The sequence below is a fragment of the Acidithiobacillus sp. IBUN Pt1247-S3 genome (assembly GCF_041146875.1).
Classification (GTDB): domain Bacteria; phylum Pseudomonadota; class Gammaproteobacteria; order Acidithiobacillales; family Acidithiobacillaceae; genus Igneacidithiobacillus.
In genome coordinates, this window is record NZ_JBFRXP010000008.1 from 119,001 (window position 1) to 130,622 (window position 11,622).

Below are 11,622 nucleotides of genomic sequence, written 5' to 3' on the forward strand. Positions count from 1 at the left end.
TCTACGTTAGCCTGCAGAAAGGGCCACCGCGCACGCTGGAAATGCGCGCAATAACTTCTTGTCTTCCGTCACAAGCTTTGTGTTGAGCTTCATAGCTAACGCAATGAACTCGCAGTCATACGCTGAGCAGTCGCTGTCGCGCGCCAACTCAAGTACAGCCCGAGAGTCAACCTCAAATTCCGATCCAGCCAGAAGGCTTTCTGCCTCTCCCTGCAGGTTGCACGCCTGCGCAAAGGTAAGCGCCTTGCGCCGGACATAGCCCGTAAGAATGTTCCGAAACTCGCTGCGCCACAGAACAGGAGCGGCCCAATCTGGGTCGTGCTCAAGTAGAGCTTCAGCGTCTGCGGTGTAGTCGCCAGGAAGGTAGAGATAGGCCAATACGTTCGAGTCCACCACGATCATGGTCGCCCCTCTCGCTTCAGCGCATCAATGTCATGTGCTTGAAACTTTCCCTTGGGCAGGGCGGCGCGGAGCTCGCGCGCACGGGCCAGTCTTTCGCTGGGCGCAACCTTGGCGGGTAGAAGCACGGCTTCCAGGCACACAATTGCTTCACTGTTCATGCTGCGTCGGTGCGCTGCTGCGGAAACCTTCAAGCGGTCATACACTGCGTCAGGAATGTTTTTTAAAGTCAGTGTCGTAGGCATGTCAATCTCCAACCGAAGTGGAACCATTATGGTTTCAGGGCGAAGGCTGGTCAATCTGGGTAAAGATTTGTCTCGCGGGCTGCCGGCCAGCCATTCCATCAAGCGGACTCGCTCCGGCGGGCCGCTCATGTCGAATGTTGGGTTGGTTGAAACGACACGTCAGGAGTAGGCTACTCGTATGGCTACAGATATCTCGATCGAATCTATCCAACAGGCAGCTTCAGCCTGCTGCGGCTCGCGCCCAGCTCACGCACACGCTCGTACAGAGCTTGGTGACCCTAATTTCCCGAGTCTCGCCCCGTCACACGCGGCAAGGTGCGCTCTTGTGTGGCCAAGACACCATGCTCAAGCTGCTCCATGCCCTTGGCGTGAAACTTTCTGCTGCTCCGGTTCATCCGTCAGCAATTCATCGTTCCCTATCGCGAGGCCCAACCCTGCGGTTTACACGGACTCCGCGCCTGCGGTGCTCCGCTGGTGATCTCAACCTTAGCTACGTACTAACCATGCCGAACGCCATTTCCCTCATTGCTATCCACAATTACCGAGCGGTGGACCATGCGCTGTGCACGTCAGGGCAACCCACGGTTGGCCAGCTGGCGGAAATTGCCGCCGCTAGCTATGAAGTCATCATCAACCTCGCGTTGCACGACAATCCGCGCTACTCGCTCCTTCACTTTACGTTATACCGCTTCTTCTGCCTCTCACGAGGTGCAGTCCAACCCTGTCAATGAAAGTCGCATCAGCACCGTGGGCAGAGTAACATCAAGCCCATGGAGAAAAATTGCCGTCGGCAAAAAGATCGCTGGACTCGACGATGCTGAAATACCATTTTTCCGCCGATAAGACGCTCATCCCGCGTGTTGGCTTGGTGGTGGCGCTGCTGATCTGGCTGGGGATATTTTGCGGCTACTACTTTTTCAGTCGTGGGCTCGACCCCGTTCCCGGCCCACTAGGCGCGAGCCTCATCAACTGGGATGCCAAGTGGTATCTGGACATCGCCACGCATGGGTACAGCTATCAAGCGCATTCACCCATTGGGCAAAACATCATCTTTTTTCCGCTTTATCCTTTGCTGCTGGCTATCGTCGGAAAGATCCTGCCCTTCTCCCTCGCGAGCCTAGGGATTTGGCTGGCAGCGATTAGCGGGCTACTGTCCATTTTTCTTTTCCATCGCTTTGCCACACTTTCGCTCGACGAAAGAGCCGCCGATGCCGCGACCTGGGCTTATGCCTTGTATCCGGGGGCGTTCTTTTTTGCCAGTGACTATCCGACGGGGTTGATGAATATCCTGGCGCTCCTGGCGCTCATCGCTTGGCAGCGGGGGAGAAAAAGCCAGAGCGCTTTCTGGCTGGGCGTGGGCAGTGCCAGCGGGCCGCTGATGGTCTTTTTTGCCTTTGCTCTGTGGATGGTCCTGGCCTGGCAACGTTGGCGAGAACGACAATGGGGCAGCCTGCTTGGCTCAATTTTGCTTGGGCTTTTCGCCTGTAGCGGTCTGCTTGCTTTTATTGCTTACCAGTATGTCATCTTCCATACCCCACTTGCCTTCATCCACGGCCATGCCTCGTATCTGGGCGAATTGACGCCCTACCAAAAGCTCCTCAACATCATCCACCTCTACCCCTTTTATGGCGCGGATTACGTCCCACTTTGGCAGGCCCTGGCGGGACAGGTCACCGCTCTGAATCCCGCGCGCTCGGTATATTTTTTGATGAATGCCATCACCCTCGCCGCCAACCTGTTGGCGCTGCTCTATTTTCTCTGGCGCCGCGAATGGGCCTGGGCGTGGATCGCGATGGTGCTCATTGGCGCCTATCTGTGGTTCCAGGGCGCATCGCAAGGGCCCGTTTCTACTTATCGCCTCTTGTACCTCAATCTTCCCGTGTTTCTCTTGGCCGGGCGACTACTGCAATGGCGCCACAACTGGAGCTATGCCGCTCTGGGTGCTGGCGCTGTGGCGCTGTTTCTGCAATCTGCTTTTTTTGTCTCCGGGCATTGGGCGTTTTGATTCAATGCGTAAGATTTTATAAATACAGGTTATACCCGGTTATATAGTCGCATGCTATCGAGATCCCCGTGGATCCTTGCTTGATGGCAAAAATTTGCGTTGACAAAAATTCGCGTCTCACCTAGCCTATAAAAAAAGGCGATGAAGTCCGCCTGGAACCGCCCTTGTGGCTAATGACTTCTACGGGTACCCATTGATAAGTGGGGCCGTGGAAGTGTATTGCGAGAAAGGGAGAGGTATGGTTCAAGACATCATTCTGCAGGTGGGTCAGGTCCTCACGGTCCTGCTCTTGTCGCCCCTCCTGCATGGCTTCATCGTCAAGATGGAAGAAAAGGTCCAACGCGGCCAAGGTCCTTCCATTTTCCAGCCCTATCGGGATCTCTGGAAGCTCTTCCACAAGACGCAGCTCGTCCCCGAATCCGCCACCTGGGTGTTTTTCTGGGCACCCGTGGTGGCCTTCGTGGCCATGATGATCGTGCCCATGCTCATCCCGGTGCTCACCAACTTCCCCCTGCCCCTCTCGGACATGGGGGACATCTTGGGTGGCGGGTTGATTTTGACCCTGGGCAGTTTCTTTATCCTCCTCGCCGGCCTGGACACGGGGCAGCCCTTTGGCGGCCTGGGCTCCAGCCGCGCGGTGATGCTCGGCATCCTGGCCGAGCCGACCCTGATCCTGGTCTTTGTCGGCATCACCTTTCTTGATCATTCCATGCTGCCCTTCGTCGCCAATCACCTGCTGGCGCAAAACCCCGTGGCCTACTGGAGCCCGGCGCACATCTTCCTCATCCTCGCGTTTTTCATCCTGCTCACCGTCGAGACCGACCGCCTGCCCATCCACTCCACCATTCCCTACGAAATCTACATGATCGACGAGGCGCGGATTCTGGAGTACTCCGGGCCACTGCTGGCCCTGCTCAAATGGGCGAGCTGGATGAAGCAGTTCATCCTCTACACCATCTTTCTGAATGTGTTTTTCCTGCCCTGGGGACTGTCCACCAGCGGCACGCCGGGCTCCATCGTCCTGGCACTGCTGGTGATTTTGGCCAAATACGGGTTCATCGGCCTGCTTATGGTGGGGGTGGATACCATGCAGTCACGCCTGCGCTTCTATCGCTATCAGGAGCCTTTGGCCCTGTCCTTTCTGTTTGCCGTCCTCGCCATTGTGGCGGATCAACTCTAGGAGCCGACCATGCTGATCTTCCATCTCGGGCCCCTGGCCGCCTCCCTGTTCAGCCTCTTGGCCATCCTGGCGCTGGTCTTGTCCTTTGTAATGCTGGCCTCCCATTGGCTCAAGAACCATATCTATGCCTTTGCGGTGGAGTCCTGGGTGATTGCCGCCATTTCCGCCTCCATCGGCTACTACGGGCATTATCCGGAACTGTATGTGATCGCGGCCCTGACGGTGCTGTTTCGCGGGACGCTGCTGCCTTACCTGGTGTTACGCTTGGTCAAGCGCCTGAATGTCAACCGCGAGTTCACCCCTCTGCTCAAGCCGTCATCGAGCTTGATCCTGGGGGCGGCCCTGGTAATCTTTTCCTATGAAGTGGCGCACCGACTGGGCGTGGCGCTCCATTTACAGGACAACATTGCCGTGCTGGCGCTGACCTGCATGTTCAGCCTGAAGCTCATCGGCTTTTTGATGATGATCCTGCGTTCCGAGGCCATCAGTCACATCCTCGGCCTGCTGGTCATCGAAAACGGGATTTTTCTCGGCTCCCAGATTCTGGTGCCGGGTATGCCCGCCCTGCTGGAACTGGTGATCATCTTCGACCTGCTGACCATCGTCATGGCCTTTGGCATGCTGGTGCGCTTCCTGCAAAGCCATGCGGGCACCACCAGCAGTCGCGGCCTGCAAAAACTGGTGGGCTGAACCATGCACTTCACTGCCCTCATCGCTGCACTGTGGATTGTCCCTGCCCTTGGCATCGTAGCCATGCTCGCCATTCGCCGGCCACGCTGGGCGGAGTTTCTGAACCTGGCCAATGCCATCGTCGTCTTTGGGTTGACCCTGACCATTCTGGTAGCGGCGCCGGATCACGCCTGGGTGGGCGGCGACCAGTATCTGCTCTTGACCCCGCTGGGAGCCTGGGTGCTGTTTTGCGTCGGGATGGTATATTTGTTGGCCTCCATCTACGCCATCGGCTACATGCGCCTGCTCCCCGAAGAGGCGCCGCGCCTGCACAAATACTATGCGCTGCAAGCCGGCTTCGCCCTCACCATGCTTGTTGCACCGCTGATGAACAATCCGGGCATTTTCTGGATTGCCATCGACTTTACCACCATCGTCAGCGCCTTTTTGGTGGGCTTCGAGAAAGAGGCCGAGTGTATCGAGGCGGCGTGGAAGTACCTGATCATTGTCTCGGCGGGCCTCGCCCTGGCTTTGCTGGGCATCATCCTCTTTTACTGGGGGGGCACCTTTACCCTCGGCCCCACCTACGCCCTGACCTGGGCCAACCTGCGCGGGGTAGCCCCCCACGTGCCCGAGGTTCTGCTTTTTCTGGCCTTTCTGCTGACCCTGGTGGGCTTTGGCACCAAGGTCGGCCTGGCCCCCATGCATACCTGGCTGCCCGACGCCCACAGTGAGGGTCCAGCACCGGTGTCCGCCATGCTCTCGGGCTCCCTGCTCAACATCGCCCTGCTCGGGATCTATCGCTTTCTGTCCATTGTCGATGCCGGGGGATACGGTCTCATGGGGCATACGGCCCTACTGGTACTGGGGGTGATTTCCCTGTTCGTTGCCGGGCTTTTCATCGTCCGCCAGGATGGTGCCAAGCGCATGTTGGCCTATTCGTCTTTGGAACACATGGGCGTTCTGGCCATCGGTTTCGGCTTTGGCGGCCCCATCGCCTTCGCCGGGGCCATGTATCACATGATCAACCACTCCCTGACCAAGTCGTTGATGTTCTTTGGCGCGGGCAACATGATGCGGGCCTACGGCAGCAAGGCCATGAGCCAGATGCGCCGGGTGCTGCATTATTATCCCTTCAGTGGCGGGCTGTGGCTGCTGGGCGCGGTGGCCATCACTGGTGCCCCACCCTTTGGCCTCTTTCTCTCGGAACTGACCATTTTGCGCGGCGGCATCCTCAGCGCCAATCCTTGGGCGGTTTGGGTCATGGCCATCCTGCTGATTCTGATTTTTACCGCTTTCATGAACCACTTCCGGCGCATGATCTGGGGGCCGGAACCCGAACCCGGAGAGGCTCCCACCTTGCGCCTATCGACTTGGAACGTGCTGCCCATGATCCTGGCCTTTGTGCCCATCCTCGTCCTTGGCCTGTGGTGGCCCCAAGGTCTGTGGGAATTCTTTCAGCACGCCTTTACGGTGCAGCCATGACGGATAACGCCACGTGCTCAGCTTGTGACATTCGCGAAATTCGTGCGGAGGATCTCAGCGCCGTCGCCCGCGATTGCCTGGACCAAGGGATGCGTTTCCTCATGGCTTGGCATGACTGGGCGGATGGCACCTGCATCCTGCGTTACTTGCTCAGTGAGGCCGGCAACACCCGCTTTCTGGTACTGGAACTGCGCGGCGAGACCCAGGTACCGTCGCTGGCGGTCCTCGTTCCCCTGCTCGGCTGGTATGAGCGGGAGATGCAGGATCTGGGAGGATTGGTGTTTACAGACCATCCCGAGCCTTGGCCGCTGGTAATTCATGAGGGGTTTTCCCTGCCCCAGCCGCCGCTGGGTGTACGGGGACCGGCGGGACAGTTGGGAGGCTTGTACGCCCCCCCCACCATGCCCGAAGTCCACGGTGATCAGGTCCAGGATCTCTATTGGGGGCCGGTGCGCGGCGATGTGGTGGAGACCGGCGAGTTTCACTACTCCTACATCGGCGAAGCCATCCTCCACTACCATCCCCGCCTGTTCTTCAAGCATCGCGGCCTGGAGGCGCGCTTTTGCGGCCTGGCGCCCGAAGCAGCGGTGTTTTTGGCCGAGCGGGTCTCGGGGGTGGGCAGCGCCTGCCATGCCCTGGCCTATTGTCAGGCGGTGGAGGCCGCCTGGGGCATCGAGGTGCCGCCGCGCGCCTTGCTGCTGCGGGTCATCATTGCCGAACTGGAACGCCTCTATAATCACTTTCACTATTTTGGCCTGCTCGCCAAAACCACTACCCTCAAAGTGGGGTCGGCCACCGGCTTTTTGCTGGAAGAACAAGCCAAGCAACTGGCCGGGCGCCTGACGGGCTCGCGCTTTCTGCGCGGCCTGCTGACGGTGGGTGGCTTGCGCCGCGATCTCTCGGCGGAATCCCTGGCCCAATGGCTGGATCCCCTCATCCACGCGGCCGACAGCTACCTGACCCAACTGCACGATACCGCCACCCATCTGGACCGCCTCATGGGCACTGGGGTGCTGACACGGGAAGCGGCCTTTGACCAAGGCGCCACCGGTCCGGTGGCGCGGGCCTCGGGCCTCGACCGCGATCTGCGCCGGGATCATCCCTATGCCGCCTACAGCAAACTGCGTTTCAACGTCCCGGTGCGCAGCAAAGGGGATGCCCTGGCCCGCAGCGAAGTCCGCGCAGAATCGTTGCGAGAAGCCATTGCCTTGCTGGTGCAGGCATCGGGGCGCCTCAAACCGGGACCGATCCGTGCGGACTACCACGTGCCCTCCGGGGAGCAGGAGGGCTTGGGCTGGGCCGAAACGCCGCGCGGCTCCCTGGTCTATGCCGTGCGGATTCGGGAGGGGCGGCTGGAGCGGGTCAAGATCAAGTCCCCGTCCTTTTCCAATTGGCGGGTGTTCCCACTGACCGTACATGGTACCAACATGATGGATTACGCCATCAACGAAGCCAGTTTCGGCCTCACCATCGCCGGTTGTGACCGTTAAGGAGGATGCGATGCCGCTGTGGACGTGGACAGGACTAAAGGCCGGACGGGCGGCGACCCATTGGCCCCTGCATGGCCCCGATGGTCAGGAGGGGGTGCTGGGCATGCCACGCCTAGACCCCGGCGCCTGCGCCCCCAATTGCCAACGCTGTGCCGACAGTTGCCCGACCCAGGCCATCCGCTTTGCCGATGGAAGCCCGGAGCTCGACTATGGCCGCTGCATCGTCTGCCAAACCTGCGTGGAAGCCTGCCCCGAGGGCGCCCTGCAAAGCTCCTTTGATTGGGCCTATGGGGTGCGCCAGCGGGAAGACCTGCTTTGGTCCACGGCCCTGACCGGGGACGAAGCGGAGACCCTGGCCCGGCGGATTGCCAGCAGCCAACGGCGCAGCCTGCACATTCGCCATGTCGATGCCGGTTCTTGCAACGGCTGCGAGTCGGAGCTAAACGCCCTCGACAACCCCTTTTACAACCTGCATCGCCTGGGGATATTTTTTACGCCGTCGCCCCGCTTTGCCGACCTGTTGCTGGTCACCGGCCCGGTCACGGCCACCATGCATCAACCGCTGCTGCAGACCTGGGAGGCCATGCCGGAACCCCGCCGGGTACTGGCCTGTGGCACCTGTGCGGTATCGGGGGCGCCCATGGACAACGGCTATGCTGGGGGTACCGGCCTCGAAAACCTGCTCCCCGTCGATCTCTGGTTGCCGGGCTGCCCCCCCAATCCGGCCGCCCTCATCCATGCGCTGCTGGTGCTACTGGAGCGGATGCCGCAACGGGTACTAGGAGGTCAATATGATCACGGATAGCTTTGCGGTCGCCGCCAGCCTGTATCTGTTGACCATTGTCCTGGGACTGCTGCGTGTCGGTGCCTTGGCCCGTGCGAGCCTCATCCTCGGCACCCTGGCCCTGCTCCTGGGCAGCGCCCTTGCTCTCCCGACGGGCTCTGCCGTCGCTCGCCTCTGGGAACTGGGCGGACAAGACGTGAGCTGGCACCTGCAGACAGCGGCGGCGTGGCTGCTGTTCTGGGGAGGGCTCGCCGCCCTGGCCGCCTTCCTGTCCCTCGGACGGGCCAAACGCTCCGGCTTGTGGAACGCGGGAGCCGCCGTTGCGCTGCTCGGCAGTCTGGGGGTGGCGGGTTTGCAGGAAGGCATCGCCTTTCTCATCGCCTGGGAGTTTTTGAGCTTTGGCGGGGCCGTCCTGCTCTTGGCGGATGGTCAGCAAGGCGCCCAGCGCAGTGGTGAGGCCAACCTCTACATGCTGGCTTTGCTGGAGATCGGGGCCGTCGCCCTCTTGCTGGCGCTGCTGGTTCTGGGGGCGCAGCACACCGCCTTCGCCCAATGGGCAGGGCAATGGGCGGGGTACGGCGATGCTGCTGCCTTTGGCATTGCGGTCCTGTTCATCATCGGCTTTGGTGCCAAGCTGGGGCTTTTGCCCTTTTATGAATGGTATCCGGGCGCCTATGGCAGCGGCAGCGGCGCTTCGGGGGCGCTGCTCTCGGGCATCGTCCTCAACGTCGCCTACTTTGCTCTGGGACGCGCCATCCTCGACTGGTTGCCGACGGCCGTCGCCACCGGTACCGGGATTTTGCTGGTGGCCCTGGGCACCATTTCGGCCATTCTCGCCATTCTCTATGCCTTTCAGCAGGAGGACTGGCGCCGCCTGCTCCCCTTTTCCACCGCCGAAAACGCCGGATTGGCAGTGGTGGCCCTGGGCGCGGCGTCCCTGTTTCGTGCCGATGGACTCGCCTGGTTGAGCACCCTGGCGTGGACCGTCGGCTTGATTCACCTGGGCGGCCACAGCCTGGCCAAGGGCAGCCTGATGCTGACCGCCGATCGGGTGGCCGATGTCCGCGGCAACTATCAGATTGCCCAAAGCCGGGTACTGGCCCTCGCCCCCTGGACCCTCGGCATCGGTGCCGTCCTCGGGGCCATGAGTCTGGCCGCCATGCCCCCAACGGCGGGCTTTGCCGCTGAGTGGTATCTGTTCCAAACGGTGTTTCAGGATTTTCACCTCAGCTCATCGGCCGCAAGGGTCACCCTCGCCCTGGGCGGTGCGGGGCTCGCGCTGACCGCCGCTATCGCCCTGGCCACCATGGTGAAGGTCTTTGGGGTGGGGTTACTGGGCCGGCGGGGAAACACCGTGCGCGTGCGCGGGCGTTGGCCCATTTTGGCCCTGGGCCTACTGGTGCTGGCCTACGCGGCAGCCCTGCCCTGGACCTTGGCGCTGCTGGCGCGGGACAACTGGCCGCCCGTGCCCGCCGGGGTGCAGGCCATGGTGCAGGGCCCGATCCTGATCCCGCAGAAATTCCATTTTGCCTTCATCTCGCCGCCGCTCCTGCTGCTGGTGGGCTTGCTCTTGGCGCTGATTCCCCTGGCGCTGCTGGGCTGGAGCCATCTCCGCCAGGGCCGCCGCCGGGTACCGGTCTGGGGGCACGGTCTGGAACGGATACCCGACGACAACGCGGTGACTGCCTTGGCATTTTCCAACGCCATGCGGGAGTTTTACAGCTTTGTCTATCGGCCCCGCACCCAGACCGCCCGGGAACACAACAGCCGGGAGTACTTTGTACGCGAACTGCATTTCAATTACAGCCAGGCACCGTTTTTTGGGCCGTGGTTGTTCCAGCCCGCTGTACGCTTGGTGCAAGTGCTGTCCAATCGCATTGGGCTCGTGCTACAGAACGGCTCCATGAACAGCTATCTGGGTTATATCGGCATCCTGCTCATCATCGTCTTTGCCAGCGTCTTTTATTTGTAATGTAGGGGAGTTTTAATGTTTTCTACCTTGGGCTTTATCGCCATTTTTGCCATCATTGGTGCTTGGGCCAGATATGGTCAGTCACTACTGGTACAGACGGTGTTTGGCCGTGCTTTTCCCTGGGCTACACTCAGCATCAACGTCCTCGGTTGTTTCATCATGGGGTTTTTGTTTTTCGAGACATTGGAGCGCATTTCGGTGAGCCCAGAGCTGCGCACCGGCATGCTCACCGGCGGATTGGGTGCTTATACGACATTTTCCACTTTCTCTCTGGAAACTCTGGTGCTTTTTGAAAATGGCGAGGCCATTAAGGGGTTGCTATATATGTTTTCCTCACTGTTTTTGTGTGTGCTGGCGGCCTTCGCTGGCGCCTGGATTTCCCGCAGCATCTGAGAGGTGAATTATGACCACCGTTTCCGTAGTGCGCATTTATATCAAGGAAGGCGACAAACACGATGGCCACAACCTGATGGAAGAAATCTTCCGCATGTTGCACGACCAGTACAAGGTCCACGGGGTTACGGCCTTTCGCGGCATTGCCGGATTTGGCAGCAAGGGTACCGTGCACGCCGATGACATATTGCGCCTGAACGTCCACCTCCCTCTGGTACTGGAATTTTTTGATGAGCCCGAAACGGTGGACGCGGTCATGCCTCGCTTGCAGGAGCTGGTGCCCGCCAACCATATTCTGCGCTGGGAAGCGCAGTGCGGCTGTCCGTGAACCATCACTACTGCCCGCTCTGTTTTGCCGAAATTCCAGTCGGCAGTGAACGCTGTCCGGCCTGCGGTCGGGACATTGAATACTGGGAGCGTCACACCCCTTATTTCGAACGTTTGCTCTGGGCATTACATAACCCGCATTCGGAGGTACGCATGGGTGCCATATTGAGTTTGCAACATCAAGGACGCGCAGAAGCTGCCGAACCTTTGGCGGATTGTGCGATGCGCTTTCCCGTGGATGTGGTACAGGGTTTGGCGGTTGTGGATGCCATTACACAGTTACCGGAATCTCCTGAAAAACAACGGGCGCTGCAGACCTTACAAAGTCATGCAGCGCATAGTGTCCGCAATGCCGCCGAAAAATTCTGCGCGGCTACAAACGGGGAATAAAATGACTAGACATAGTCGTCTATTTTATTGACCAAAAAGCATTGATCTACTAAAATAGATCAGCACTTGGTGATGAAGTCCACCCAATAACCGCCGCAAGGCTGATGACTTCTACTGGACTCCAAAAAACATTTTGGAGAGGGTAGAAGTTTGTTATTATTGGGCTGGATTAACCATGATCTCCCGAGTTCGACAGTTAATTTTATAACTCATTGATATTGCGAATAGCGATTTTAAAACGCTCCACTACAACAGAGTCAGTTGCTGAGACGCGGCTGGTTTT

Annotated in this window: 12 protein-coding genes and 2 riboswitches; of the genes, 10 read left to right on the forward strand and 2 right to left on the reverse strand. The window is 59.6% G+C overall.

Annotated features, from left to right (window positions below; all coding sequences use genetic code 11):
- Positions 1-6: 6 nt before the first annotated feature.
- Both AB4090_RS07735 and AB4090_RS07740 read right to left on the reverse strand, forming a co-directional pair.
- The gene (locus tag AB4090_RS07735) at positions 7-402 is read right to left on the reverse strand and encodes a type II toxin-antitoxin system VapC family toxin (RefSeq protein WP_369573298.1); all 396 of its coding nucleotides are present in this window, start codon (positions 400-402) and stop codon (positions 7-9) included.
- On the reverse strand, positions 399-644 hold the full coding sequence (locus AB4090_RS07740; RefSeq protein ID WP_369573299.1) for an Arc family DNA-binding protein: 246 nt from the start codon (positions 642-644) through the stop codon (positions 399-401). The genes AB4090_RS07735 and AB4090_RS07740 overlap by 4 nt, the downstream gene beginning before the upstream one ends.
- An 814-nt stretch (positions 645-1,458) precedes the next feature.
- On the opposite strand from AB4090_RS07740, the gene AB4090_RS07745 reads away from it, so the two are divergent.
- From AB4090_RS07745 to AB4090_RS07790, 10 genes are all read left to right on the forward strand, one after another.
- Positions 1,459-2,649, forward strand: a complete 1,191-nt coding sequence (locus AB4090_RS07745) for a mannosyltransferase family protein (protein WP_369573300.1) — start codon at positions 1,459-1,461, stop codon at positions 2,647-2,649.
- Positions 2,650-2,777: 128 nt separating this feature from the next.
- Positions 2,778-2,839: riboswitch (Fluoride riboswitch) on the forward strand.
- Between the two features lie 48 nt (positions 2,840-2,887).
- Positions 2,888-3,829, forward strand: coding sequence for a respiratory chain complex I subunit 1 family protein (locus AB4090_RS07750; RefSeq protein ID WP_369573301.1), 942 nt, complete (start codon positions 2,888-2,890; stop codon positions 3,827-3,829).
- 9 nt (positions 3,830-3,838) lie between these two features.
- On the forward strand, positions 3,839-4,519 hold the full coding sequence (locus tag AB4090_RS07755; RefSeq protein ID WP_369573302.1) for a hydrogenase: 681 nt from the start codon (positions 3,839-3,841) through the stop codon (positions 4,517-4,519).
- A 3-nt stretch (positions 4,520-4,522) separates the two neighbouring features.
- Positions 4,523-5,983, forward strand: a complete 1,461-nt coding sequence (locus AB4090_RS07760; protein WP_369573303.1) for a proton-conducting transporter membrane subunit — start codon at positions 4,523-4,525, stop codon at positions 5,981-5,983.
- The gene (locus AB4090_RS07765; RefSeq protein WP_369573304.1) at positions 5,980-7,473 is read left to right on the forward strand and encodes a nickel-dependent hydrogenase large subunit; all 1,494 of its coding nucleotides are present in this window, start codon (positions 5,980-5,982) and stop codon (positions 7,471-7,473) included. The genes AB4090_RS07760 and AB4090_RS07765 overlap by 4 nt, the downstream gene beginning before the upstream one ends.
- A 10-nt stretch (positions 7,474-7,483) precedes the next feature.
- Positions 7,484-8,278: a 4Fe-4S binding protein gene (locus AB4090_RS07770; protein ID WP_369573305.1), complete on the forward strand. Its 795-nt coding sequence runs from the start codon at positions 7,484-7,486 to the stop codon at positions 8,276-8,278.
- Positions 8,265-10,229, forward strand: a complete 1,965-nt coding sequence (locus AB4090_RS07775; RefSeq protein WP_369573306.1) for a proton-conducting transporter membrane subunit — start codon at positions 8,265-8,267, stop codon at positions 10,227-10,229. Before AB4090_RS07770 ends, AB4090_RS07775 begins: the two co-directional genes overlap by 14 nt.
- A gap of 15 nt (positions 10,230-10,244) precedes the next feature.
- Positions 10,245-10,622: a fluoride efflux transporter CrcB gene (gene crcB / locus AB4090_RS07780; RefSeq protein WP_369573307.1), complete on the forward strand. Its 378-nt coding sequence runs from the start codon at positions 10,245-10,247 to the stop codon at positions 10,620-10,622.
- Between the two features lie 10 nt (positions 10,623-10,632).
- On the forward strand, positions 10,633-10,950 hold the full coding sequence (locus AB4090_RS07785; protein WP_369573308.1) for a DUF190 domain-containing protein: 318 nt from the start codon (positions 10,633-10,635) through the stop codon (positions 10,948-10,950).
- Entirely contained in the window at positions 10,935-11,339 is a 405-nt protein-coding gene (locus AB4090_RS07790) for a HEAT repeat domain-containing protein (protein WP_369573309.1), read from the forward strand. The genes AB4090_RS07785 and AB4090_RS07790 overlap by 16 nt, the downstream gene beginning before the upstream one ends.
- A 59-nt stretch (positions 11,340-11,398) precedes the next feature.
- Positions 11,399-11,460, forward strand: a riboswitch (Fluoride riboswitch).
- Positions 11,461-11,622: the final 162 nt, after the last annotated feature.